The organism is Bacillus sp. FSL K6-3459 (genome assembly GCF_038003305.1).
Taxonomy (GTDB): Bacteria; Bacillota; Bacilli; order Bacillales; family Bacillaceae; genus Bacillus; species Bacillus pumilus_O.
In genome coordinates, this window is the sequence record NZ_JBBOOW010000001.1 from 3,402,443 (window position 1) to 3,428,124 (window position 25,682).

The window sequence follows — 25,682 nt, forward strand, 5'->3', positions numbered from 1 at the left end:
CGGTTTTTTGGCTTATAAATTTTTTGCTGCTGCAATGACAAGCATGATCCAAGAAGCGATAAACGCCAATCCGCCAATTGGGGTAATGGCACCTAGAATCTTCACCTGAGTCAATGCTAGAACATAAAGGCTGCCTGAGAAGAAAAGGATGCCTGCAAGCATCACCCAGCCAGCGGTCGGAACTAGAGAAATACCTGACAGCTTATCTGCAAGAAAAGCGACAATAAATAGTCCTATCGCATGGAACATCTGATATTGAACCCCTTTGTTCCAAATCTCTATATACTTTTCAGGAATTTTCCCTTCAAGACCGTGCGCACCGAAGGCTCCGAGTCCAACAGCTAGCATCGCATTAATCGCACCTAAAATGAAAAATAGTTTCATTCGTCATTCTCCTTATCTCGTCAATTATGTTTATCATAGCGCGGGTGACCGACGATATTCAACTTTCCCTTTACGTTGACACGAGATTGTCGGATTTCTTTTTCTTTCGTAACAGAACTTGATCGACAGCGATCGCAATGAGTGTACCTAGAACAAGTCCATTGCTTAATAATGAAATAAGCACAGGGTGCATGCCTTTCAAGGCTCCCTGCGGTACAAACATCGCCCCTACACCTGCTAAAACGGCAATTCCTAGAACAAAGCGAATCCGCGGAATTTCTTCTTTCTCATACTGATCGAATTCAGACATCGCAATTCCAATCATTGAGGAGAAGACCACAAAGTTTACAGCAAGCCCCACAGGTGATGGCAATGCAGAGAAAAAGCTCATGAGCAGTGGGAATAAACTAATGAGTACAATGAGCAAACTTCCTATGAAAAATGGCTTTCTGGATGGAATTTTCGTTGTCTGAATAAATCCTGCTGCCCCGGAAATAGGTACAGGCGCAATCGCTCCGATCAAACCGCTCAGTAAGTGACCAAATGCTGCGACAAAACCAGCCGGACGAGCTCTCTTCCGCTCACGCAGTTCACCAAATGCCTTCACTGAACTTTCCACAATTCGAATACTTGCCAGCATATTCACAATGAGTAATATCGTAATGAAAAAGGACGTGACAAGCAATCCACTGTCAAAGACTGGCGTTCCGAATGGGAAAATCTTCGGAAACTCAATAATTTTTTCTGGAATTCGAACCGGCTTTGCCAGCCCAAGTAGAGCGAATAACAACCAGCCTCCTGCAAGGGCAAACAACACAGAAAACTGCCTTAAGTAATGCCATTTTGAGCGACTGATCATGAAGGTCAGGACAATAATCAAGATCGATAAGCAAAAGACAAGCCCGTCCACCTGATTTCCCCGATAGCCGATGCCCATCAGCCCTTTCATGATCGGCTGACTTAACTGGACAACTAATAGCAGCAAATAAATACCTGTGACGACTGGCGTAAATAACGACGCGAGCCAATTAATGATTTTAAATAAACTAAAAATAAAAAAGAAAGCGGCACTAAAAATTAAAGCTCCTTGTAAGGCTTGCAGGGTTTCAGGATACGTCGCAAAGATGGTTCCTGTCATACCTGCATAAAGGGTATACACACCCCACCAAAGCCCCGCTGGACTTTCATTGATCGGTAGCATATGGCCACATAAACATTGCACCATCGCCACAAGACCAAGTGAAAAGAATGTACTTTGAATCAGCTCCGCTGACTGCACTTGATTCAACTCAAATGCTTGTGCAATCGCAATTGGTACAGCAATAGAAGCTGCGATAAAAAATGCCATCCACTGAATGGCGCCCAAAAATAGTTTCAAACCGATCACCTTCCCTTTGTCGTGACAAGACCATTAAAAATCAAAGATAGAGTCGCCGTTCCCATCCTTCTCTTTTTGCCCCTCTTCTTGATGCTGAAATTTCTTCGCACCACTCGCACCCATCAGTTTCTCAAGCATCGCTTGATCTGAGGATACGGGCGGCGCGGACGGTGTCTGTATCGAAGAAGGTGGTGAGATAACAGGCGTTTGCGGCATTTGCACCTGTGATGGTGCATCGAGAATGACATCACATAGTGAAGAAATCGCCGCCACTTGACGTTTCACCTCTTCATCATTTCCACTTTGTTTCGCCTTTTGAACTGCTTCCTCCATTTTTTGGAGCAGGCTTGATATATGAATATTCAAGGGTAGACCCTCCAATCTAAAAAAGTCTCTTTTCAACATTATTTTACCAAATGAACAAACGAAATGGGTTCATTTTTTCAAACCCGCCTCTCTTATTTGACCCGACATAGCCCTTCACACATAATAAAAGAAACAGTATCGTTTATGAAAGGATTGAATAATGGATAAACTCACTGCTCTTTTTCAGAAACAAAAAGTCTTTCAAAAGCCGCCGGTTGAAGAACGCATCCGTCTCCTTAAAGACTTAAAAACAGCCATCAAACAGCATGAAGAGGATATTTTACAAGCCTTGGCCCATGATTTACATAAATCCGAACAGGAAGCCTACACAACAGAGATCGGGATGGTTTATGAAGAAATCAATCATACCATCAAGCACCTCCACAAATGGGCAAAGCCAACACGCGTGCGCACGCCTCTCACTCATATCGGGTCGAAAAGCATGATTATAAAGGAACCTTATGGCAGTGTGCTCATCATTGCTCCTTGGAACTATCCTTTCCAATTGGCCCTTTCTCCATTAGTTGGTGCCATTGCTGCGGGGAATGCCGTTATTTTAAAACCGTCTGAGCTGACGCCACAAGTTTCAGAAGTAATCAATACAATAATCGAACCTGTATTTCAAGAAGACCATGCAACTGTCGTAGAAGGCGGTGTAGATGTGAGTACAGAGCTGTTGAAACTGCCCTTTGATTATATCTTCTTTACAGGAAGTGTGGCAGTCGGCAAAGTCGTCATGGAAGCCGCCGCAAAGCATTTGACTCCTGTCACACTCGAACTTGGCGGAAAAAGCCCTTGCATCGTCATGCCTGATGCAGATATCAAATTAGCGGCAAAACGAATCACGTTCGGCAAGTTTACCAATGCCGGTCAAACGTGTATTGCGCCAGACTATTTGCTTATTCATGAATCCATAAAAGAGGAACTTTTACGGGAAATGACAGCCTGTATTCGTGACTTTTATGGTGAACAACCGGAAACACATCCGCACTTTGGGAAAAATGTCAGCCAACGTCATTTTGACAGGCTTTCCGAATTCCTCTCAAATGGAACGGTCGTTACGGGTGGACAACGCAACGAAGACGAGCTCAAAATTGCACCGACCATTTTAGACCACATCACATGGGAAGATCCCGTCATGCAGGAGGAAATTTTCGGACCGATTCTGCCTGTCATGACCTTCGATTCTCTGCACGAGGCAACTCATATGATCAAAGCAAGACCGAAGCCGCTTGCGCTTTACTTATTTACAACAAGTAAAGAAACAGAATCCTATATTCTAGATCATCTCTCATTTGGCGGAGGATGTATCAATGACACGCTCATGCATGTCGCTACTCCTTACCTGCCATTCGGAGGCGTGGGTGAAAGCGGCATGGGACGATATCATGGGAAAGAAAGCTTCTTTACGTTTACGCATGAAAAAAGCGTCCTGCGCCAAACCAATCGCTTCGATTTTTCCTTCCGTTATCCAAATGCGAAAAACGGACTCGACTTGGTTCGTAAATTTTTAAAATAAACAGGACGAAGGGTCTCTCCCCTCGTCCTCTTTTTATTCAATATCTTGGATACACCAATTAATTTCTTCTGTCCCCATTTGCTTTAAATACGCGTTTACCTTTGAAAACGGACGACTGCCAAAAAAGCCGTTTCTTGCTGAAAAAGGACTTGGATGAGGTGACTCAATGATGTAATGCTTGTTTTGGTCAATGCGTTCTTTCTTATTTTGAGCATGTCTTCCCCACAACACAAAAACGACAGGCTGATCACGTTCATTCAGCGCATCAATCACGCGGTCTGTCACACGTTCCCAGCCTTTGCCTTTATGCGAGTTCGCCTCGCCCTTTCTCACGGTCAGCACAGTGTTTAAGAGCAGCACACCTTGCTCTGCCCAGCTTACAAGTGAGCCGTGATTTGGAACAGGACAGCCAAGATCATCCTTTAGCTCCTGAAAAATATTTCTCAACGATGGTGGATGCTTCACGCCAGGCTGAACAGAAAAGCTTAATCCATGTGCCTGATCTGGGCCATGATAAGGGTCTTGTCCCAAAACCACCACTTTGACCTCTTCATAAGACGTCAAATGAAGCGCACGATAAACGTCATCCGGTTTCGGAAAAACGGTCTGCGTGCGATATTCTTCTTTCATCCATTCACGTAATTCCTGATAATATGGCTGTTCAAATTCACTTTTCATCACAGCCCACCAGCTATCATTTAAAAATGGCTTCATTGGGGTTCTCCTCCTTGTGTCTGCTGTGCCAATCTTGAGATCATCGGTTTTCCGTCCCATACAATCTCACTCTCTGATTCTCGCTTTTTCATCGCTGGTTCTTCTAATAAGACAGCAAAGTTCGCTGTCGGCAAATCGCCCAGCCCATGCTTTTCACTTAGATCATCTAAATAGTTCTTTCTTGTCTCACCAAGATCACTAGACTGATTTCCACCGCCGTCAAAGAACGCATAGATCACACTGGCAGCAGGCACTCGTTTGATCCGGGCATGTTGCGTGACACGTAAGAAAAAGTCCCAATCCCAGTAATGATGCATCGCTGGATCAAAATAGCCAATCTCATCGTGTATAGAGCGTTTGTACATACTGCCGGAAGGAACGTATGTAGAAAAGACACGCATATCCTCAATAGCAGCTGTATACGCAAACAGACGTCTTGACACCGGGAAGCGGGTCACGCCTTTTTCTTCAAATGACACAATTTCTGCATCAGAAAAGACAAAATCGGCATCCTCCAGCGCCTTACTCATCCGTTCAATATGACAAGGTGTAAAATAATCATCGTCATCACTCAGCATAATGACATCGCCTGTCAGCTCCCGCACCCCCACGTTTCTAGCATTCACATGCTGGACATTCTCATCTAAATGGATCAAGCGGATCGGAAGTTCGGGATAGAGTTCCTGAATGACCTCGACACGCTCTCCTGCATCATTCACAACCACAATTTCAAAGGGCTGTAGGGTTTGTCTCGTAATAGATTCAAGCAGCTCACACAGTGCCCCGAGCCGGTTATGTGTCACAATTAATAGGGAAATCTTCATATTCAGCTTACTCCTTTAATAGATTCGTCTTTTTCCATTAAAACATAAAATGACGTTCTTCCCATGATATAAAAGGCGGTTTGATGTGACGTAAAAATGGGAATTTTTGATGAAAAGGAGTGATGACAATGGAACATTTCACAGTAGAAAATAGCAAAGAAGCAAAACAGACCATTGAACAAATACGTTCAGCAAAGGATGATATTTTTGTTTTTGCGTACGATCCAGAACGCTCTGATACTGTCACAGAGCATACGAATGCCAAAAGCATGACAGCGGTCGATCAAGGGATTTTAGATCAAATCGCCAATGTCATCCGCACCCGAGATGACGAACTTATGGCCAAAATCATGTCAGTTGGGGCCGATCAGGAATTAGCCTTAACACTTTTAGACGAACTGAAAATGGGCAAATTGGTGATTTGTAAAAGATAAGCGGAAAGGCGTTCTTCCTAGGGCGGAACGCTTTTTTATGTCGTTTCATTGTGATAAATGGAAAAGCTGATTATAATAAGGGATAGAACAGTAACTGTTACACATCACATTGGAGGTTCAGCAACTATGTCTATGAATAAAGCACTCACCATCGCAGGCTCGGATTCAAGCGGCGGTGCAGGTATCCAAGCAGATTTAAAAACGTTTCAAGAGAAAAACGTCTATGGGATGACAGCTTTAACCGTTGTCGTTGCAATGGATCCACATAACCATTGGGATCATCAGGTGTTTCCAATTGATACGGCGACAATCCGTGCGCAGCTCTCTACCATTGTAGAAGGCATTGGGGTAGATGCGCTGAAAACAGGTATGCTCCCAACAGTCGACGTGATCGAACTTGCAGCGGACACCATCAAAACATACGACTTAAAAAATGTCGTCATTGATCCTGTTATGGTTTGTAAGGGTGCGAACGAAGTGCTTTATCCAGAGCACGCTGAAGCACTGCGCGAAAAGCTTACGCCACTGGCAACCGTCATTACGCCTAACCTTTTCGAAGCAGGTCAATTAAGCGGAATCGGTGAGATCAAAACGATCGAACAAATGGAAGAAGCAGCAAAACGCATTCACGAACTTGGTGCCAAGTATGTGGTCATCACTGGAGGCGGTAAGCTAAGCCCAGATAAAGCGATCGATTTGCTTTATGATGGACAAACCTTCGAACGACTAGAAACAGACAAGATCGACACAGAATACACACACGGCGCGGGCTGCACATTCTCAGCAGCAGTCACAGCTGAACTGGCAAACGGCTCAGACGTGAAAGAAGCCATTTATGCAGCAAAAGAATTCATCACAGCTGCCATCAAAGGCTCTTTCCAGCTAAATGAATACATCGGACCAACCAAGCATTCTGCTCATCGTTTTGATAAGTAGAATAGAAAAAACCGATTCGCCTTATTAATAGGCAAATCGGTTTTTATTTTTAACATATGTTTTCTAAATCGCCCAATTTATTGGTGAAACCAGAATAATCTACCTGCGGTGCTATGTTTTTAGAAAGCGAATGAACTCACGACCAGATTCAATAAAATAACTCACAAATGGTACAAGCTTTTTCTTTTCCTCCAAATAAATATACGTTTCTATTTTCAATTGATGTGACCCTTTCATTTCATGAAAAAAAGCATACCCGCGTCTGGGTACACTCTTTTATCCATAAGGAATACCTACTTTTGCTGATCAGATTCTTTTGCCATTTTCCGAATAAAGGCTTCAATAGATTCAACAAATAAGGCATATTCTTTCATTTGTTTATACGTATCTGACAGCTTCTCTTTTAATTCTTCCTGCTCTAGAGAAGGTTCACCGAGAATAGATTGGACTTGAATGAGCAATTCTTTATATTCTTCACGTTTATCTTCAACATGATCTGCCATTGTCTCCAAGCGTTTTCTAGTCGTCGGCTGCTGTTTTGAATTCAAGTAAACAACCCCTTTTTGCCCTACCGCATTTGGATAAACGTCAGCCTCAGCTGTATATATTTTAAAATGATACCATAATTCCACCTGTTATCATATATGTAAAACGTCATCAAACCGCTTCTGACCACCCTTGTATATACATGATATAGATCCTAAGATACGGTCTGAATTTACTAGAAAAAAGCAGATCAATGATCTGCTTCAGCTTGTAGACAAAGTCTACAAGCTTTTTTGTATAATAAGGGTAATAACAATAATCTGTGGGGGATAAACATGTTATCGAAACGTGAAGAAGAAAGAAGAAATCAATTAGAAGTAGTGGCTTTAGATGAATTAGTGCCTGAAGATCATCTTGTGCGGAAAATTGAACAAGCAATCGATTTCGACTTCATTTATGATCTTGTCAAAGATCATTATAGTTCTGATAATGGTAGACCAAGTGTTGATCCTGTTGTTCTCATTAAGATGGTCTTAATCCAATATCTATTTGGTATTCGCTCTATGCGTCAAACCATTAAAGAAATTGAAACCAACGTGGCTTATCGTTGGTTTATTGGATATGGGTTTTCGGAGAAAATTCCGCACTTTTCTACCTTCGGTAAAAACTACGTGAGACGCTTCCACGATACAGATTTATTTGAAGAAATTTTTTACCGAATCTTAAGAGAAGCGATGAAAAAAGGGTTCGTTGACCCGTCTATTGCCTTTATTGATTCCACTCATGTCAAAGCGAATGCCAATAAGAAAAAACTTGAAAAGAAAATCGTTCGGGTAGAGACGAGAAGTTATCAAAATCAGCTTCATGAGGAGATCAATGTTGATCGTGAGGAACATGGAAAAAAGCCGTTACCCCTACAGAATAAAGAGAAGAAAAAAGAAATGAAAGTCAGTACAACTGACCCAGAGAGTGGCTATTATGTAAAGGATGAACGTGAAAAGTCATTTGCTTATTCATTTCATACAGCTTGTGATTCAAAAGGATTTATTTTAGGCTCGCTGGTCACAGGCGGAAATGTTCATGATAGTCGTATGTTGGATTCACTCGTATCAAAGGTGACAGAGAAAGTCGGAAAACCAAATGTAGTCGCAGTAGATGCGGGATATAAAACACCTTACATCGCTAAGTTCTTAATGGATCAAGAGATAAGACCTGTCATGCCATACACTCGTCCAAGAACAAAAGCTGGTTATTTGAAAAAGAATGAATACGTATACGATGCATATTTTGATTGTTACATTTGCCCCAACGGGCAAATTCTCTCTTATCGTACAACGACTAGAGAAGGTTATAAGCAATATGCGTCCGATTCAGAAGTATGTAAGTCCTGCTCGTTTTTAGATAACTGTACCCAAAGTCAAAACCACACCAAACAAATTCATCGGCATATTTGGCAGGGTTACCTAGATGAAGCAGAAAATCTGAGACTTACTGAAATAAATAAGAGCATCTACGCAAAACGGAAAGAAACGATTGAACGCGTTTTTGCGGATGCAAAAGAAAAGCATGGTATGCGTTGGACGAAACTTCGTGGACTGAAAAAAGTTTCAATGCAAGCGATGCTTACTTTCGCTGCCATGAACCTTAAAAAGCTAGCAAACTGGACATGGAAAGTACCATGTCCAGCGTAAAACACATGATGTTTTTTCAAAAAAAGTGAAAACCCCATTTTTACTTGAAGTAAAGGTGGGGTTTGTCTACGGTCTGAAGCAGATCAATGATCTGCTTTTCTTTGTAAATGCCATGTTTTTAGTTTAAGTTTTGTTTCATTTCTGCCACTGATTGAGATCGATTTATTTCCCGGGGAAGGAAAGTATCGAGCAGTCAATACTTCTCGGCCCCCGTTTACAAAAATCTCAATTGACGATGCATCGATAAAGATGTGAAGGTCGTGTAATTCCTCTATTGCCACTTCTCGAACTTCTTTTGTTCGATCTTCAAATCGATCTCGCTCTAGTGTCAGTTTGCCCTCATCTTTATGATAAATAATACGGGCTGCCGCTCGAATACAGCATTCAAACCCTTTTTGTGTATCAATTTGATCAATGAATAACTCTGCACTCGTAATATCATCTACAGGAATCGATTGAACAGAGCGTTTGATATGAAAAACATGCTCTTGTTCGTTGGTTCTCATCGCCTGAAGCTCAGTGACTGGCTTTTGAATCAGATGTCCATCATCATCTAAACGCAGCTCCCTTGGAATGGTGAGGCAGTGTATCCATTGATAAGAAATCGTTGGGTGATGCTCTTCTCCTTGATCAGGCACTCCCATCCATCCGATTAAAAGGCGTCTGCCTGATTCGTCTAGAAAGGTTTGCTGCGCATAGAAGTCAAAGCCCCGGTCCAGTTCCTCAAACGCTCCGTGCGTATATTGATAGGTATGGTCATCCAATTTCCCAACAAAATAGCCTGATTGATGTGTATTATGATATTTTAAGCCATCCGGCTTGAGCCCCTGCGGCGACACAATCAATACTTCCCGGCCATCTAATTCAAATAGGTCTGGACATTCCCACATATAGCCGAAATCCTCTAATCCATTTTTCCCACTGCCTGCAATGATGCCTTGAAACGTCCAATTCTCTAAAGTATCAGAGGTAAACAAGACAAGATTCCCTTTCAGGTCAAGGCTTTGTGCACCTAGAACCATGTACCACTGGCCATTTCGCTTCCATACTTTCGGATCACGAAAATGGGCAGTGAATCCTTCTGGCAGCGTCGCCACAACACCTTTTTTCTGAAAATGAATGCCATCTTCTGAAACAGCTAAACATTGATACGTCTCGCGGTTCCCTTTTTCATCGCGAACATTGCCAGTGTACATCACATACATCTGTCCATCGTCAATGACTGCACTGCCAGAATAACAGCCGTTTTGATCAAACCAATCACTTGGCGCAAGGGCGGCTTCCTCGTGCTGCCAATTCACTAAATCCGTCGATGTGTAATGGCCCCAAAATTTTGCGCCGTGTCCCGTTTTGAATGGCTGCCACTGATAAAAAACGTGGTAAACCCCTTTCCACTGAATCAACCCATTCGGGTCATTTAAAAGACCAACTGGCGGCATTAAATGAAAATGTTGGCGATACACATCTTTTTTCACCAAATGCTCATAGTTTCGAATACGTTCTTCTACCTTTTGACGAAGTGCTGCGTCAGTAGTTGTCATGACTGTGACCACTCCTTGATTATTTTTCTACTTCTTTTACTTTAAAGATGATGGTGAGAGTAAATGAGACCGCAACAGCGATTAACATACCAATCACATAATTCATCACATTTTGCACACCGAATGGCGCTGCAATCGCAATCATCGGAATACCTGTTAAACCATAGGCGTTGGCGGCTACCTTTGTGAAAACAACAAATGCTCCGCCTAATGCGCCTCCAATCATTGCGGCGATAAACGGCTTACGATAGCGGAGATTGACACCGAATATCACGGGCTCGGTAATCCCTAGGAAAGCAGAGAAAGCTGCAGGAAGTGCGATTTCTTTTGTTTTCGCACGTTTCGCTAAGAAAAAGACTGCCAAGCCTGCCCCGCCTTGTGCTACGTTGGACATCGCCCAAATTGGCAGCAAATAGTTCCGCCCAATATCATTCAGCAGTCCAGCTTCAATCGCATGGAAGCTATGATGAACCCCTGTGAGTACAATGAGTGAGTAGGCTCCTCCGAAAATGAGTCCTGCTAAGAACCCTGCGTGATCATAAATAAATGTCAGTGCATTCGAAATTCCTGTACCGAGCATTCTTCCAAGCGGTCCAACAGCAATAAACGTCACAAATCCAGTCACAATCACCGTCACAAATGGGGTCACAAGTAAATCAATACTGTTCGGAACCACTTTTCTTAAATTCTTTTCAACAAGGCACATGATGTACACAGTCAATAACACTGGAATGACTGTTCCTTGGTAGCCAAGAAGAGCAATATCAAAATTGAATAAATGCATATACTCTGGTTTCGCATCCGTCAGTCCCCATGGGTTGAGCAGGTTCGGGTGAATCATAATCCCCCCGATGACGGCACCTAAATACGGATTTCCACCAAACTCTTTCGCTGCACTGACCCCAATTAAAATCGGCAAAATGATAAAGGCTGCACTTGAGAACATATCAAGCATTTGAAAAATCGCGGAGCTTGGATCCGCCCATTTGAAGGCTTTCATCATGCCTAATAGGCCCATTAATAAACCGCTTGCAACAATGGCTGGAATGATCGGAACAAATATATTTGATAGCGTCTTTGCAAAACGTGCAAGTGGATTCATTTTTTGTTTCACTGCTTCATCATGGCTGACAGGTTTTTGTTTCTCGTCGTCTGTCTCAAGGCCTGTCTCACGAGCAAAAGGTTCATATACTTTGTTGACTGCTCCCGTTCCAAAAATGATTTGGAATTGCCCCGAGCTTGAGAACGCCCCCTTTACCCCTTCAAGTTCCTCAATGGCATCTTTGTCAATTAGCTCTTCATCTTTCATCACCAATCTAAGTCTTGTTGCACAATGCGTGGCACTGATGACATTTTCTTTGCCGCCTAATAGTTCTGTTAATTCTTTGGCTGTTTTTTGATAATCCATGTTGTCTCCTCCTTTTTTAAAGCAAAAAAGACCTAAAATTCACCAACGATATAAGGACATACACGTCCCCTCGTTACGCAAATTTTAGGTCTTGCCTGCCTGACAGTCACAATCCCACAATATCAAGTTTTGATTACGCTTTCATCATAGTATAAGAGAGTGACCTACGTCAACCTCTTTTTTCGAATCTATTGACCCATATACACTATTTAAAGTAGTGTGCACACAAAAAAGCCTGCATGCAGGCACAACCACTAAACCAATTCGGCATCCTGCAGACGCTGGACATGCAGCGTGATGTAGCCGATCTCCGATTCAGGGAGATGAAGTTCATATTCATTTTTCAACAAATCAGCGAGTCCACGTGCACACTGGTAAGCCAAATCATACTTTGTTTGGATAAAACTCAGCATATCATCATCCATGATTTGAAATGCCTCATTTGATTCCAACCTGCCTAATGCATACCTCAAATGTGTCACAAGCCGCTGATAGGAAATACTATCCTCATCAATTGAATGCTGAAAATAGCTTTCTATATGCTCGATCATTTCTTTGATCATCGTTGTATATTTCACGGTCTTTTTCATAGACTCCGTATTCATTTTGGCCGTATGAATATGGAGTGCCACATACCCTGCCTCATCGTCCGGCAGTTCAACCCCGAGCCGCTCCTTTACATAACGAATGGCATACTTTCCAATATCATATTCCTGCTTATATAAGACTTTGATCTCACCAAGCAATTTATTATATAGCACAATGCCCTTTTGAATGCGCTCAATGGCAAAGGATAAATGGTCAGTCAGTGATATGTGGATATGATCACTAAGCGGCATCATCAGTTCACCCTCTGCATAACTGATGATATGCTCTGCCACCTCAATATGCGCTTCGGGCAATGTCGCAAGAATTTGTTTGAATTTCTCATTTTCTTCACGCACAACAAAGATTTTCTCTATTTTTTGAACGGGAACGACGTCATTTTTCCCCTTCTGAAAAGCAATTCCGGGCCCCATCACAATTTTCTCCTGATCACCTTCCTTTACAACCACTGCATTGTTATTCAATATCTTATATATCTTCAAGGGGTATCCTCTCCCACCAGATAACGTTTCTTATGTGGGATTTTACCCTGTTTCATCTCCCATGTAAAGATAAGAGCGGACCAGCACGCGCCTCTCTCGTCGTCTTCTCATCAAGCATTATCAGACTTTGCTTAAACGCTCTCTTTGACCTGCGCTTCTTGTTCTTTTCTTCTGCCAGCTTCTCTAGCTCTCTCTCTTTCTCGACTTGAAAGAAACGATCATCCGCTGCGGCCGCCTGAAAACCTTGCTGCTTCATTATCACACCAGGATTCACAAGCACATTCATCATGAAACCAAACCATACACTCAACCAGTTTTTGAATTTCCTCACTGAACATCCCTCCGCTTTTCTTACAATCTAGCAGTTCTAGCAAAACAACTGCTCCTATCATATCCCGAGAAAAAAGAGAGGTTTGTCACAATCTGGGTGAAAAAACAAACTAGTTTTCAGAAGTTTTGTTGAAAAGTGCAGAAGATCATCATGTACGAGGATGTTTCAATAAAAATTTTATACACACTATATCCAAAAGATAAGCACACCTTATCAACAGGGTTTATCCACATATCAACACCCCCTTACTAGATTTTGTGTATGAGATTTTTTTATTTTCCATATATATATCTAAATAATTGAGTTATCAACAGGAGTTTGTGCATAAGTGAGACTTTATAAACAAAATAGTTCTTTATAACTATGTAAAATAAGACCATTTTAGTAAAGGAATTGTTTTCATCGTATTGAATACTTAATAACGGGCAGTGAATCTTTCCTATTTATCCACAAAAAGAAAGGCTATCTCCCTAAAAACACATCTAGAAAGGGGAAAATTAATGAAAAAGGTCATCTCTCGTTCTTCCGTTCTATTGTTCTCCACTATTTTTGTTTTATCCACATTCTTTACAGGTCAACAGGCTGCTGCCGCTCCATCAAACAAACAGGTGGAACTGGAAAAAGCAGAAATCTTTGGTGAAATCAATGTCAAATCTAAAAAACATACCACTGTCATTGTTGAATTAAAGGAAAAATCTTTAGTTGAAGCAAAGCAAGAAGGCAAAGCTCAAACAAAAGCCTCCCTCAAAAAATCTCGAACAAAAGTAAAAAATGAAGCACTCAAAGAAATTGATAAAGCGAGTGTTCGTCAAGAATATGAAAAAGTCTTCTCTGGTTTCTCTATGAAACTTCCTGCAAACGAAATTCCGAAGCTGCTCGCAGTTGATGGAGTAAAAGCCGTTTATCCGGACGTTACATATCGAACAGATGAAGTGAAAAAGGAAAGCATTCAGCTTCCAAATGAAGATGTCTCCCCTCTTATGGATAAAAGCGCTCCATTTATCGGTGCACCAAAAGCTTGGGATTCCGGCTACTCTGGAAAAGGGGTAAAAGTCGCTGTCATTGATACTGGAGTTGACTATACCCACCCTGATTTAAAAGGAAACTTTGGTTTATACAAAGGCTATGATTTTGTTGATAACGATTATTCTCCGCAAGAGACACCTAAAGGAGACCCTAGAGGTGAATCGACAGACCATGGCACACACGTCGCAGGGACAATTGCTGCCAATGGACAAATTAAAGGTGTCGCCAAGGATGCCACACTTCTTGCGTACCGTGTTCTTGGGCCAGGCGGTTCTGGAACAACTGAAAACGTTCTTGCAGGCATCGACCGTGCTGTTACCGATGGAGCAGATGTCATGAACCTCTCTCTTGGAAACAGTGTGAATAACCCTGATTATGCTACAAGTATTGCTCTTGATTGGGCCATGTCTGAAGGCGTTGTCGCTGTCACATCGAATGGAAACAGCGGTCCGAACAGCTGGACAGTCGGATCCCCCGGCACGTCAAGAGATGCCATATCTGTCGGAGCAACTCAGCTTCCTTACAGCCTTTACAATGTGACATTCCCGAACTATTCTACTGCAAAAGTGATGGGCTACTACCAAGAGAGTGATTTAAAAGCACTTGACCAAAAACAAGTCACACTCGTCCATGCAGGGATTGGTGACGAAAAAGCATTTGAAAGCATCGATGTGAAAGGCAAGGTTGCCGTGATCGAACGAGGAGCCATTGCCTTTGTTGATAAAGTCGACAATGCAAAAGCTGCTGGTGCAATCGGCGTTGTGATGTATAACAACACCGATGGGGAAATCCCAGTCGATGTACCAGGTCTTGCTCTTCCAACGATTAAGCTATCAAAAGCTGAAGGAACGGCGCTTGTCAAAGCCATTGAAGCTGGAAACAATACAACGACTTTCTCCATTCAATTTGTCAAAGAGCTTAGTGAGCAAGTCGCTGACTTCTCCTCTCGCGGACCAGTTGTGGATACGTGGATGATTAAGCCTGATTTATCAGCGCCAGGCGTCAGCATTGTGAGTACAATCCCAACGCATGATCCTTCTCAGCCTTACGGATATGGCTCAAAGCAAGGAACAAGCATGGCTTCACCGCATGTGGCTGGGGTTGCAGCGATCATTAAGCAAGCAAAACCACCGTACTCAACAGAACAAATTAAAGCATTGCTGATGAATACAGCAGAAAAACTATTCGACGCCAACGGCAACCCATTCCCTCACAACACACAAGGGACAGGCAGTGTTCGAATCATCGAATCACTCCAAGCGTCAACTATCGTTTCTGATGCAAGTTATTCTTACGGCACTTTCTTGAAAGAAAAAGGCGTTCAAATCAAAACGAAGAAATTCAAGGTAGAGAACCTGTCAAAAGCACCGAAAACGTATACCATTGATTACAAATTCGATGGCAGCGGCATCAGCACAAACGGAACGAAAAAAATCACTGTCAAAGGGAATTCCACTGGGTCCTTTACTTCTGCGGTACAAGTGAAATACGGTAAAACCAAAAAAGGAACGTACCAAGGTAGCATTACCCTTCGCGAAAATGGCAAAAAGGTTACAGAGATTCCAACTTTATTGATTGTAAAAGAACCTGATTATCCGCGCGTCACTTCTGTTTCTGTAGAGCCGGATAACCGTGCTGGAAGCTATGTCATTAGCAGCTATCTGCCTGGCGGAGCTGAAAACCTTGCATTCCTCGTCTACTCGACAGATGGAGAGTATTTAGGTGAAGCAGGTGTTTATCAACATGTTGATAAAGGAGAACACCGCGTAAAATGGAATGGCACAATCAATCAAGGTCAAAAGCTCGAATCTGGTGAGTATACAATGCTTGCGTATGCAAGTTTGAAAGGGAAATCTGACACTGTTCAAACGAAGGAACCTTTCGATATTTACCCTGAATAAATGTGAATCACAAGAAAAGCCTTGAATGAGCGGATCAGCTCATCAAGGCTTTTTGATCATATATGGAGGAAAGAGAGACTGATGTTGATATTGCTATGGATCGTTTCTTTGTTTACTGCTTTTTTTCTAACGATCACCTTGGTGTATTTTTTCACCCTTTTATATGCGAAACATCCTCGTCCTTTTCATCAAGCATGCGCGCTGACGGTCTATGTGTCCTTCATTTACCCGCTTAGTTTGCTTGTGACAGCCTCGTTTATTTTCATCATGATGCTTCTCTTCCCTCTCTACTGGCTGCGTGGACGCTAACTAGACATACATACGTTATGCATCAAAGGCTTCTTTTAATAAACGATAGGATGTGAGCCGGTCTTGCATGCGGTGAGTGATGGTCACGGCGATCACTTCATTTGTACGATAAGCCTTCGTTAGTGCCGTCAGCTGCTTTTTCACAGAAGATGGCGTCCCAACCACCATCCTTTGACGATTGGCAGCCACACGTTTTTGTTCATATGGACTATAGGAATATACTTGTGCCTTTTCATATGAAGGAAATCCCCCGAGGTTTTGCCCCTGTTCATTGGCAAGTAAAGATAAATCTAAACTGACTGCCAGTTTTTCTGCCTGTTCCTCAGTTTCAGCACATAAAACGAAGACCGCCAGACTAACGCGCGGCTCATCACCGAACGCTGATGGTTCGAACCGGTTGATATATTGCTCTACAGAATCTTCTCCACCTTCACCATTGATAAATAGAGCAAACGTATAGCCTGCACCTGCTTTCGCCGCAAGTCTAGCACTCCCTCCAGAGGAACCAAGCATCCATACCTCTGGTGCAGTCTCTACTTTCGGAGAAGCGGTTAAATGAGGCAGTGGATAAAATTCATCTGCTAGGTCGTGTAAATAGACCTTCAACTCTTCTACTTGCTCAGGATATTGATCACCTAGACGTTTTCGTTCACCATGATGAAGAGCAATGGAGGAAATCGGCATACCACCAGGAGCACGTCCAATCCCAAGATCGATTCTGCCAGGAGCGAGAGCCTCGAGAACTCTGAAGTTCTCTGCTACTTTATAGGCGCTGTAGTGAGGCAGCATCACACCACCTGAGCCAATACGTATATGTGACGTAACGGCTGATAAATGACCGAGGAGCACCTCTGGACTCGATCCTGCAAGCCGGTTTGAAAAGTGATGCTCTGATACCCAAAAACGGTGATAGCCCCACTTTTCTGCCTGTTTTGCCAATTCAACCGTTTGCTTCAAGGCTTCAGCAGGTGTTGCATCTCCAATTAAAGGAGATTGATCCAGTATACTTAATTTCATCTTACTGCACCTCTTACAGAAATCCCCCTCTCTCCATCGAAAGGGGGATTTCTATTTATTTTCGATTAAAGCCCTTCTCTTTTACAAATTCCCCAAGGAAGGCACGCTTTGGCTGACTAAAGCCGCGAAGCATCTGCTTAGACCAAGTATCTGTTCTCTCGCCGTTTGTCCGTTCTTCATAATAGGATGAAATACGATCATCGTATTCTTTTAAATAACGATCCACATGCGCTTCATCTTGCTGATATGAATTTTCATGATAAATGAGTTCAACTGGCAGTCGTTCCTTTTGAGACGATTGACTTGCTGGGTGTCCGACAACCAGACCAAATAACGGCAACACATATGATGGTGCTTCAAGCAAATCAGAGACTTCTCTCAGTTGATTGCGCAGGCCGCCAATATAGCAGATCCCAAGTCCCATTGATTCTGCGGCTATACTCATATTTTGCGCAGCGAGCGCCGTATCAATGACGCTAATGAGAAAGGCTTCCGTATTCTCAAGCGCCTCCTGATGATTCTTCCCCGCTTTTTTTGCAATATCATCATGGCGTTTCAAGTCTGCACAGAAGACAAAGAAATGCCCATTCTTCTCAACGTACGGCTGATTCCCAGCCAGTTCAGCAAGCTTGGCCTTCTTCTCTTGATCTGTCACACCAATAATACTGTACGCCTGTACATAGCTTGATGTCGAAGCAGCCTGTGCACTTTTAATGAGTGTCAGCACCTCTTCTTCGGACAAACGCTCGTCTGTAAACGAACGAATGGACCGATGATTTAATATCGTTTCTATCGTTTTGTTCAATTCGAAGACCTCCTTCACTTCTCCTATCATAAGACAAAGACATATGGCTTTTCAAAAATTAAAACTCAAATGAAAAAAGACAGTCTATGCTTAGACTGCCCTTACCCGTTTTATTTAAATAAATAACTTTGGTATTTCGTTAATTGAACACTTGCGTTATAAGCAATTCCGAATCCAATGAGAACAGATAAAACAGAGCTTCCCCCGAAGCTGATAAATAGGAGCGGAATCCCTGTTACAGGCATTACGCCGATGTTCATCCCAATGTTCTGGAACGTATGGATTACAATAAGTGCTGTATATCCTACACAAAAGAATGACGCAAATCGGCTATAAGGATGGATACGGTCGATCAACACGACAAGCCGGTAGATCAAGAAGAAGAACATGATCACAACAAACGCACAGCCAATAAAACCAAAAGCCTCTCCTATAATGGAGAAAATCATATCTGTTTGTGCCTCTGGGACATAGACTTTTAAGTTTTTAACCCCATTCCCAAAAATCTGTCCAGCACCAATAGCCATAATGGCTTGGTCTACTTGATATTTATCAGACCCAGACGCATCCTGAGTCTGTGCTTGGTTGGCTGACGTAGAGCTATCAGGCAGCCAAGCGGTAATCCGGTTAATCTGATACTGCTGAATCCCAATTGTTTTCGCAACATCAGGGAAGAGAATGATCACAGCTAATACAGCGGCAACTAAAAGCACAACCACAGAACCGATGAGAGAAATCAGCTTCCAATTGACCCCTGATAAAAACACCATCACAACGACAATAAACATACAGACAGCTGCCGTACCTGCATCCTGTAAGAAAATCAGTCCAACTGGAATAGCTGACACCCCAGCAATTTTTAATAGTAGGAAGATATCATCTTCTAATGTCCGTTTTCCTCTAGGGCTTGACTTGCCGATGACAGATGCAAGCATCATAATCAAACCAATTTTCATAAACTCTGAAGGCTGAAGTGTTCCAATCCCTGGTATCACAAACCAGCTTTTTGCACCATTTTTAATTGGAGCAAAATCATGGCCTCCGATTTGTGCAGGAGCGACTTTCAGAAAAAGTAACAGCAGTATGCCGCCTATAAAAATATAGAGACTTAGCTTCTCTAATTGCTCCAAATCAAAGTAATTTATCGCTACAATACATATAACGCCGACCATGTAGTAAATAATCTGCCTCGACCATGCATTAGATCCATACTGCCCAAATTGACCCGCAGCATAAATCGCAATGACACTAATGGCAAAGAAGGCTAAAAATATAAAAATTAAATCCCCTTGATAGTACGGAGATGTATTCTGCTTGTTCATGAACTAACCACCCTTATTACAAAACATAAAAGCCCTTATTTATATTAGATTGAAATTTTCACAAAAGCAACTCACCTTAAATATGACGGAAGATACATCCGAAAGGTTCCAATCATTTTTCAAAAAATGAAATACTTTTCATCCTAACAATAGGAAAAAATTCCTCTATACTCTTTCCATTCAACCGATCATGAGTCCTTTAAAAAGATTATTTTACAGATATTAAGGGGAAAATTCAATGACCTATGTGGCGATATGACAAGCAATTATTAAACCAGCATAAGCTGTACGAAGAGAAAAGGAAAAAGCCACCTTCTACGGAATAAGGCCCATTTTCCAATTATTGAGTTTACTTCAAAGTCAATTGTGGTATAATACTTGTAACAAAATGTTCACAATATCTCCTAAAAACAGACACAATTGCATCCTGACCTCTCATTTGAATTGAACATCAACTTACAAAGGAGTTGGATACGATGGATATGTTCTTTGCGTACCTATGTATTGCAACGGCTACACCCCTGTTTTTATGGTTGGAAAACAGAAAAATTGCACTAGCTTCTATTCCACCCATTATGATTATGTGGATTTTCTTCGGTCTTTACATGACAAGCAGTTTATCTCCAGCAGGACATACCTTCATGATCGCATTCTTTGCCATTAACGTCATTTTGGCACACATTGCAGCGTTCCTCATTTATGGACTTCCATTCATTCGTAAAAGATTCAGTAGCACCAGATAAATAACGCCCCACTTATTGAAGGGCATTATCAACATCAATGATAAAAACCACTCACCTTTGGGGACTGACCCCCGTTTTTGAGACAGGAATCAAAACACCTTTATACAGCCAATTGCCGATAGTTTATCGGTGATTGGTTGTTTAGTTTCGTTTGAATACGAATGTTGTTATAATAATAAATGTATTCTTTGACAGTGCGTTCTACGATGGTGGTTGTAGTGCGATCAATCCTGTTAAGATAGAACGTTTCAGACTTTAGTGAGGAATGAAACGATTCGATGGAGGCATTATCAGCGGGCGTCCCTTTACGGGACATGCTCATGGTAATGCCTTTTATATGAACAGCTTTCTGATACTCGTAAGATGTATACACAGAACCTTGATCGCTATGTAACACGCAATTCTCAGGAAGTGCTGGGAGCTGATTAAGTGTGTTTAAGATAAAGTCTGTGTCCTGCTTATCACCAATCGTAAAAGCAATCACTTCTCCATTATATAAATCCAATATACTGGAAAGGTACAATTGTTTCTGTCCATAAGGCAAATACGTGATGTCCGTTACTAGTTTTTCAAGAGGGCGATCAGACTGAAAATTCCGATCCAGTATATTACCAGCTACGGCATAAGGCTGCCCATTCTTCTTACGCTTTTTCATTTTAACCCGGCATTGCCACTGGTTTTTCTGCATGATACGTTGAACAGTTTTATGGTTAATACGCATTCTCATTTTTAGTATGGCTGTGATTTTCCGATAACCATATCGATATTTGTGCTTTCGGCACAACGTGCCGACCTGTTTCTCTAGTTGTCTTTCAGAATGAGTCTGAGTCAAATCTTTTTTCCATCTATAATACGAAGTACGTAAGATGCCTAAATGGACACAGATGTCCTGTACCGTCATCGTTTTGCGAAATTCTTCTACCAGTTTGATTGACGTTTCCTTATCAACTTCCTTTCCAATTCGTTGTACTTTTTTAAAACTTCATTCTGTTGACTCAAATAGCGATTTTCTGCCTGTAGTCTCTCTAATTCAGAAGAGTACTCGGGACCCTTTCCATAGGTATATTGTTTTCCAACAGGTTGTTCGAACCTGTGTGTATCCCCAGCTTTATGCCATCTCACCCATGTCTGAACCTGCGTCTTATTCTTGATATTCAATTCCTGCATGATCTCTTTCATAGGTACGCCTGCCAACCTCATTTCCACAGCCTTCTGTTTGACTTCAACCGGATAACTCACTCTTGTCCCCATAGAAAAAACACCTCCATGTTTTATTTCGGATCACAACGATCCGCTTTCAAACTTGAAGGTGTTTTTTATTTGTCTCATCTTATGGGGTCAGTTCCTTGAGAGATGAGTGGTTTTTTTATTATTTCTCTGAGTGCTCAGATTGCTTTGGCGCAGAAGGTGAATAACCGTCTTTGCTGTTCTCTCCGTGGCTGTAGTGAGCCGCAAAGATCCAAACAGATCCGATAACGAAGATAATCGCACAAAACAGACCAAACAATGTATTTCCGACTTGAACAGTTCCGTTCTCGCTTTCTGTCATGTGCATAAACATAAATAGCTGCAAGAACGCTTGAATGAAAGCAAAACCAAAGATAATCCATAGTTTTGCAGAACTGCCAATTTCAGCTCCAATAGCAATCCAGAATGCTAAAACGGTTAGTACGATGGATAGAATGAAGCCAACTACGTGTTTCCAAGGGAAGTGTTCGTGCTCTGCTGAGGAATGTGTTTTTCCAGCCATATCACAAAAGCCCCCCTAATCCGATCAAGTAAACAGCTGTGAAGATGAAGATCCATACAACATCAAGGAAATGCCAGTATAGACTTGAGATAAAAATCTTCGATGCTGTTTGTGGAGTTAATCCACGTTTTTTAATTTGGAACAACACCCCGGTAATCCAGAAGATACCGATAGATACGTGTAATCCGTGAGTTCCTAAGAGTACAAAGAATGCAGACCAATACGCACTTGTATGGATGCTCGCACCCTCGTGTACATAATGGAAGAACTCAAAAAGCTCAAATCCAACAAATCCTGCACCTAGAAGCAGTGTGAGAATCGTCCAAATGACAACCCCTTTTGTACTTCCACGTCGCATTTCATGAACAGCAATCCCACACGTAAATGAACTAACCAATAGCAGGAATGTCATGATCAATACAAGCTTCATATCAAACAGCTCAGCTGGTAAAACGCCGCCAGCTGTTCTGCCATGAAGAACAAAGTAGGTCGCAAAAAGTGTTGAGAATAACACGATTTCCGCGCCAAGGAATATCCAGAAACCAAGGATGTTTAAACGTCCCGTTTCAGACTGATATTCAAGCGGTGCATTTGCATAGCTGCTATCATTATGTCCCATTACTTCTGCGCCTCCTTATTCTTTTTCTCTGTTTCAATCACTTCTTCAACAGGAATATAGTAGCCATCGTCATATTCAAATGAACGTAAAATCATTGTTGCGAATACACCGATTAAGCCAATAACGCCAATCCAGTACCATTCAAATACAAGACCGAATGCTCCAAGTCCGAAGAATGCAGACATGATAAGCGGTCTACCTGAATTGTGCGGCATGTGAATTTTCTTGAATTCTTTCTCAGGATGAACGTCTACATTGTTTTGCTTCCAATGATGGAATGCATCTGGTGTTGTCACTTCTGGAAGTGCTGCAAAGTTATAATGCGGCGGAATTGCAGAAGATGTCGCCCAGTCAAGAGTACGTCCTTCTCCCCAGCTGTCTCCAGACACTTCACGTTTCGCGTGTCTCCAGCTGTAGTAAATGTTGTAGCAAAGGATGATGAATCCGACACCCATCATAAATGCACCAATTGTTGAAATAAAGTTTAGTGCAGTCCAGCCATCTTCTGGTCCGTACGTATAAATACGTCTTGGCATTCCTTGCAGTCCTAAGAAGTACTGCGGGAAGAAACAGATGTTAAATCCGATCATGAATACCCAGAAGAACCATTTGCCGATTCTTTCGTTTAACTTGTAACCAAACATTTTTGGATACCAGAAAACAAGACCAGCAAAACATGCAAAGACAGTACCTGCGATTAATACATAGTGGAAGTGGGATACTAGGAAGTACGTATTATGGTACTGGTAATCCGCAGCTGCCATCGCAAGCATAACCCCAGTGACACCACCGATAACAAAGTTCGGGATGAAACCAAGTGCCCAAAGCATTGGTGAAGTAAAACTGATACGGCCTCGATACATCGTAAAGAGCCAGTTAAAGATTTTCACACCTGTTGGTACAGAAATCGCCATTGTTGTAATCGAGAAGAATGAGTTAACCGCTGCACTGTTCCCCATTGTAAAGAAGTGGTGAACCCACACAAGGAAACTAAGAACAGAGATTGCCACAATCGATACAACCATCGCTTTGTAACCAAACAACTGTTTTCTTGAGAACGTCGCAAAGATTTCTGAGAAAATACCGAAAGCCGGCAGGATAACGATATATACCTCAGGATGTCCCCAAATCCAGAAAAGGTTCGCCCAAAGCATTGGCATACCGCCTGCTTCGAGTGTAAAGAATGCAGAACCGAATAAACGATCAAATGTCATAAGTGCTAAAGCAACTGTTAGTACAGGGAATGCGAATACGATGATGACAGACGTGATCAATGTTGTCCATGTAAACATTGGCATACGCATGAGCGTCATACCTTTTGTACGCATTTTTAAGATGGTCACCATGAAGTTAATACCCGTCATAAGTGTACCAATACCTGCAATTTGGAGCCCGAGCAAGTAATAGTTCTGTCCAGGTCCTGGCGAGAAGTCATTTCCGGCGAGCGGCATGTAACTCGTCCAGCCTGCACTTGGTGATCCTCCAATAACGAAGGAAATGTTGAACAGCATCGCTCCGACCATAAATGTCCAGAAGCTCAGGTTGTTCAAGTAAGGGAATGCAACGTCACGTGCACCAATTTGAAGAGGTACAACGACGTTGATTAAACCAATTAAAAATGGCATCGCCATGAATAGAATCATGATCGTACCATGCGTTGTGAATATTTCATTATAGTGGTTGGAATCTAAAAACGTATTATTAGGAAGCGCCAGCTGTGCGCGCATCATCAGTCCGTCTACCCCACCGCGGAAGAACATAATCACAGCAGCAAGGATATACATGATCCCAAGCTTTTTATGATCAACTGATGTTAGCCATTCTTTCCAGAGCCATTTCCACTTTTTAAAGTAGGTTAAAACAAACACGATAGCAATGGAAGTAAGAGCGATAGAAATTTGCGCACCAAGAATTAATGGGTCTCCAGTTACAAAAAACTCATCCCATTTCAAATGCATAACGGCCTCCTCCTTTCCTTAGTCAGTTTATTCATTATCTAGTTTTCTTTTATAGTTCTTCACATTCTCGAAAGGATCTGTTTTGGAATGCGGAGAAACTGATTGGTAACCTAAACGTTTGCGTGCTTGGAGTGCGTATTCAGAATCCTCTCCATGCTTCGCAAAGGATAAATGTGTTGATGAGAATGTCTGCACATCTGCAGCATCAGGAAGCATCAAGTAGTCATACGTTTTCTTCGTTAACTTCGGTGCTTCTTTTTTCGTTTTGCTTACCCATTTATCATAGTCAGACTGCTTCATCGCATTGACTTTGAATTTTTGCTGAGCAAAGCCCTCGCCTGTGAAGTTGGCGTTTCTTCCTTCATATGTGCCAACTTGATCAGCTTGAAGATATTGTTCCATCTCCATTCCAGCCATCGCATACTTCTCCCCGCCTAGCTGAGGAATCCATAGTGATGCCATTGTATCAGCAGAAGTGATTTTGAATAAAACCGGCTGATCTTTTGGAATGTTTAAGTAGTTCACTGTCTCAATATTTTCCTCTGGATAGCTGAAAATCCATTTCCAATCAACAGCTGTAGCATAAACGACAAGAGGATCTTTATGGCTTGTTGCTTGAGGTGCCTCTTCCAAAGAGTAAATTGTTTTTACAGTTGGAACTGAAAGGGCAGCAACGATTAATATTGGGATCACTGTCCAGACAACTTCTAGAAGCGTATTCCCGTGTATTTCTGGGTTATAAGAGGCGTTTCCAACGTCCTTACGCTCACGGTATTTAACCAAAATGATGGTAAACAGTACAAATACCGCACCAACGATAAAGAGCATGAATCCGATGGATAAAAGGATTAAGTCTTTTTGTTGTGCTGCGACAGGTCCTTTAGGATCTAAAACAGCGATATTGCTGCAACCTCCTAATAGAAAAACACTCACGAGCATCGCTAATAAAAGCATAGGTTTAATGGCTCTGAACAAGAAGATCACCATCCTTCCTTAGATAATGTATAAATTGCTGAATAATTGTGAAAAGCCATCTGCCTTCGAAAACTTTTCTTCCCTTTGTAATGCTATCAAAATCTGTTAGAGTTAGCTTCCCTTTTTTCAAAAGTTCATTTATTTTTCAACAGATTTC

25 protein-coding genes are annotated in these 25,682 nt (G+C 42.1%); 7 read left to right on the forward strand and 18 right to left on the reverse strand.

Features of this window, described 5'->3' with window-relative positions:
- Positions 1 to 12 precede the first annotated feature (12 nt).
- The 3 genes from MHI35_RS17385 to MHI35_RS17395 form a co-directional block, all read right to left on the reverse strand.
- Positions 13 to 384, reverse strand: coding sequence for a DUF423 domain-containing protein (locus MHI35_RS17385; RefSeq protein WP_211062662.1), 372 nt, complete (start codon positions 382 to 384; stop codon positions 13 to 15).
- A gap of 70 nt (positions 385 to 454) precedes the next feature.
- On the reverse strand, positions 455 to 1,762 hold the full coding sequence (locus tag MHI35_RS17390) for a purine/pyrimidine permease (protein WP_012011649.1): 1,308 nt from the start codon (positions 1,760 to 1,762) through the stop codon (positions 455 to 457).
- A gap of 33 nt (positions 1,763 to 1,795) precedes the next feature.
- Positions 1,796 to 2,128 carry a YwdI family protein gene (locus tag MHI35_RS17395; protein WP_058013403.1) on the reverse strand — a complete coding sequence of 111 codons (333 nt, stop codon included), beginning with the start codon at positions 2,126 to 2,128 and terminating at the stop codon, positions 1,796 to 1,798.
- A gap of 160 nt (positions 2,129 to 2,288) precedes the next feature.
- On the opposite strand from MHI35_RS17395, the gene MHI35_RS17400 reads away from it, so the two are divergent.
- Positions 2,289 to 3,647, forward strand: a complete 1,359-nt coding sequence (locus tag MHI35_RS17400; RefSeq protein WP_144520166.1) for an aldehyde dehydrogenase — start codon at positions 2,289 to 2,291, stop codon at positions 3,645 to 3,647.
- Between the two features lie 33 nt (positions 3,648 to 3,680).
- Here the strand turns inward: MHI35_RS17400 and MHI35_RS17405 are convergent, their stop codons facing one another.
- Together MHI35_RS17405 and MHI35_RS17410 are read right to left on the reverse strand one after the other, a co-directional pair.
- Complete coding sequence (locus MHI35_RS17405) at positions 3,681 to 4,361, reverse strand: uracil-DNA glycosylase (RefSeq protein WP_144520163.1); 681 nt, start codon at positions 4,359 to 4,361, stop codon at positions 3,681 to 3,683.
- A complete protein-coding gene (locus MHI35_RS17410; protein WP_335349673.1) occupies positions 4,358 to 5,185 on the reverse strand; it encodes a glycosyltransferase family 2 protein in 828 nt (275 codons plus the stop codon). The genes MHI35_RS17405 and MHI35_RS17410 overlap by 4 nt, the downstream gene beginning before the upstream one ends.
- A 128-nt stretch (positions 5,186 to 5,313) precedes the next feature.
- On the opposite strand from MHI35_RS17410, the gene MHI35_RS17415 reads away from it, so the two are divergent.
- Both MHI35_RS17415 and MHI35_RS17420 read left to right on the forward strand, forming a co-directional pair.
- Complete coding sequence (locus MHI35_RS17415; protein WP_211062664.1) at positions 5,314 to 5,619, forward strand: general stress protein; 306 nt, start codon at positions 5,314 to 5,316, stop codon at positions 5,617 to 5,619.
- Positions 5,620 to 5,745: 126 nt separating this feature from the next.
- Entirely contained in the window at positions 5,746 to 6,555 is an 810-nt protein-coding gene (locus MHI35_RS17420; RefSeq protein WP_012011655.1) for a bifunctional hydroxymethylpyrimidine kinase/phosphomethylpyrimidine kinase, read from the forward strand.
- A 293-nt stretch (positions 6,556 to 6,848) separates the two neighbouring features.
- On the opposite strand, the gene MHI35_RS17425 is transcribed toward MHI35_RS17420, so the two are convergent.
- Entirely contained in the window at positions 6,849 to 7,103 is a 255-nt protein-coding gene (locus MHI35_RS17425) for a hypothetical protein (protein WP_008359596.1), read from the reverse strand.
- Positions 7,104 to 7,376: 273 nt separating this feature from the next.
- Here MHI35_RS17425 and MHI35_RS17430 point away from each other — a divergent pair, with 273 nt between their 5' ends.
- Positions 7,377 to 8,732, forward strand: a complete 1,356-nt coding sequence (locus MHI35_RS17430) for an IS1182 family transposase (protein WP_340991384.1) — start codon at positions 7,377 to 7,379, stop codon at positions 8,730 to 8,732.
- An 83-nt stretch (positions 8,733 to 8,815) separates the two neighbouring features.
- Here the strand turns inward: MHI35_RS17430 and MHI35_RS17435 are convergent, their stop codons facing one another.
- The 4 genes from MHI35_RS17435 to MHI35_RS17450 form a co-directional block, all read right to left on the reverse strand.
- Positions 8,816 to 10,273 (reverse strand): sucrose-6-phosphate hydrolase, encoded by a 1,458-nt coding sequence (locus tag MHI35_RS17435; protein WP_335349768.1) that lies wholly within the window; start codon positions 10,271 to 10,273, stop codon positions 8,816 to 8,818.
- Positions 10,274 to 10,292: 19 nt separating this feature from the next.
- Entirely contained in the window at positions 10,293 to 11,681 is a 1,389-nt protein-coding gene (locus MHI35_RS17440; RefSeq protein ID WP_144520145.1) for a sucrose-specific PTS transporter subunit IIBC, read from the reverse strand.
- 254 nt (positions 11,682 to 11,935) lie between these two features.
- Positions 11,936 to 12,769 carry a PRD domain-containing protein gene (locus tag MHI35_RS17445; protein WP_211062667.1) on the reverse strand — a complete coding sequence of 278 codons (834 nt, stop codon included), beginning with the start codon at positions 12,767 to 12,769 and terminating at the stop codon, positions 11,936 to 11,938.
- Positions 12,770 to 12,821: 52 nt separating this feature from the next.
- Positions 12,822 to 13,100 carry a hypothetical protein gene (locus MHI35_RS17450; protein ID WP_211062668.1) on the reverse strand — a complete coding sequence of 93 codons (279 nt, stop codon included), beginning with the start codon at positions 13,098 to 13,100 and terminating at the stop codon, positions 12,822 to 12,824.
- Between the two features lie 500 nt (positions 13,101 to 13,600).
- Here MHI35_RS17450 and MHI35_RS17455 point away from each other — a divergent pair, with 500 nt between their 5' ends.
- Positions 13,601 to 16,027 (forward strand): S8 family peptidase, encoded by a 2,427-nt coding sequence (locus tag MHI35_RS17455; protein WP_335349767.1) that lies wholly within the window; start codon positions 13,601 to 13,603, stop codon positions 16,025 to 16,027.
- 81 nt (positions 16,028 to 16,108) lie between these two features.
- The gene (locus MHI35_RS17460) at positions 16,109 to 16,336 is read left to right on the forward strand and encodes a hypothetical protein (RefSeq protein ID WP_335349766.1); all 228 of its coding nucleotides are present in this window, start codon (positions 16,109 to 16,111) and stop codon (positions 16,334 to 16,336) included.
- A 15-nt stretch (positions 16,337 to 16,351) separates the two neighbouring features.
- Here the strand turns inward: MHI35_RS17460 and MHI35_RS17465 are convergent, their stop codons facing one another.
- The 3 genes from MHI35_RS17465 to MHI35_RS17475 all read right to left on the reverse strand — a co-directional run bounded on the left by MHI35_RS17465 (position 16,352) and on the right by MHI35_RS17475 (position 19,480).
- Positions 16,352 to 17,353, reverse strand: a complete 1,002-nt coding sequence (locus tag MHI35_RS17465) for an LLM class flavin-dependent oxidoreductase (RefSeq protein ID WP_335349765.1) — start codon at positions 17,351 to 17,353, stop codon at positions 16,352 to 16,354.
- A gap of 55 nt (positions 17,354 to 17,408) precedes the next feature.
- Positions 17,409 to 18,158: an oxygen-insensitive NADPH nitroreductase gene (nfsA, locus tag MHI35_RS17470; RefSeq protein ID WP_335349764.1), complete on the reverse strand. Its 750-nt coding sequence runs from the start codon at positions 18,156 to 18,158 to the stop codon at positions 17,409 to 17,411.
- 110 nt (positions 18,159 to 18,268) lie between these two features.
- Positions 18,269 to 19,480: an FtsW/RodA/SpoVE family cell cycle protein gene (locus MHI35_RS17475; RefSeq protein ID WP_144520124.1), complete on the reverse strand. Its 1,212-nt coding sequence runs from the start codon at positions 19,478 to 19,480 to the stop codon at positions 18,269 to 18,271.
- A gap of 476 nt (positions 19,481 to 19,956) precedes the next feature.
- Here MHI35_RS17475 and MHI35_RS17480 point away from each other — a divergent pair, with 476 nt between their 5' ends.
- A complete protein-coding gene (locus MHI35_RS17480) occupies positions 19,957 to 20,223 on the forward strand; it encodes a spore morphogenesis/germination protein YwcE (protein WP_003215279.1) in 267 nt (88 codons plus the stop codon).
- 100 nt (positions 20,224 to 20,323) lie between these two features.
- Here MHI35_RS17480 and MHI35_RS17485 read toward each other — a convergent pair.
- The 5 genes from MHI35_RS17485 to qoxA form a co-directional block, all read right to left on the reverse strand.
- Positions 20,324 to 21,474, reverse strand: a protein-coding gene (locus MHI35_RS17485; RefSeq protein WP_340991683.1) for an IS3 family transposase whose coding sequence is annotated in 2 segments (ribosomal slippage) — positions 20,324 to 21,201 and positions 21,201 to 21,474 — 1,152 coding nt in all. Because the reading frame shifts where the segments join, the coding sequence is not laid out codon by codon here.
- A gap of 118 nt (positions 21,475 to 21,592) precedes the next feature.
- Positions 21,593 to 21,973: a cytochrome aa3 quinol oxidase subunit IV gene (qoxD, locus tag MHI35_RS17490; RefSeq protein ID WP_012011667.1), complete on the reverse strand. Its 381-nt coding sequence runs from the start codon at positions 21,971 to 21,973 to the stop codon at positions 21,593 to 21,595.
- A 1-nt stretch (position 21,974) separates the two neighbouring features.
- On the reverse strand, positions 21,975 to 22,592 hold the full coding sequence (gene qoxC / locus MHI35_RS17495) for a cytochrome aa3 quinol oxidase subunit III (protein WP_012011668.1): 618 nt from the start codon (positions 22,590 to 22,592) through the stop codon (positions 21,975 to 21,977).
- A complete protein-coding gene (qoxB, locus tag MHI35_RS17500; RefSeq protein WP_003215069.1) occupies positions 22,592 to 24,550 on the reverse strand; it encodes a cytochrome aa3 quinol oxidase subunit I in 1,959 nt (652 codons plus the stop codon). Before qoxB ends, qoxC begins: the two co-directional genes overlap by 1 nt.
- 27 nt (positions 24,551 to 24,577) lie before the next feature.
- Positions 24,578 to 25,534 carry a cytochrome aa3 quinol oxidase subunit II gene (gene qoxA / locus MHI35_RS17505; protein ID WP_211062824.1) on the reverse strand — a complete coding sequence of 319 codons (957 nt, stop codon included), beginning with the start codon at positions 25,532 to 25,534 and terminating at the stop codon, positions 24,578 to 24,580.
- Positions 25,535 to 25,682 lie beyond the last annotated feature (148 nt).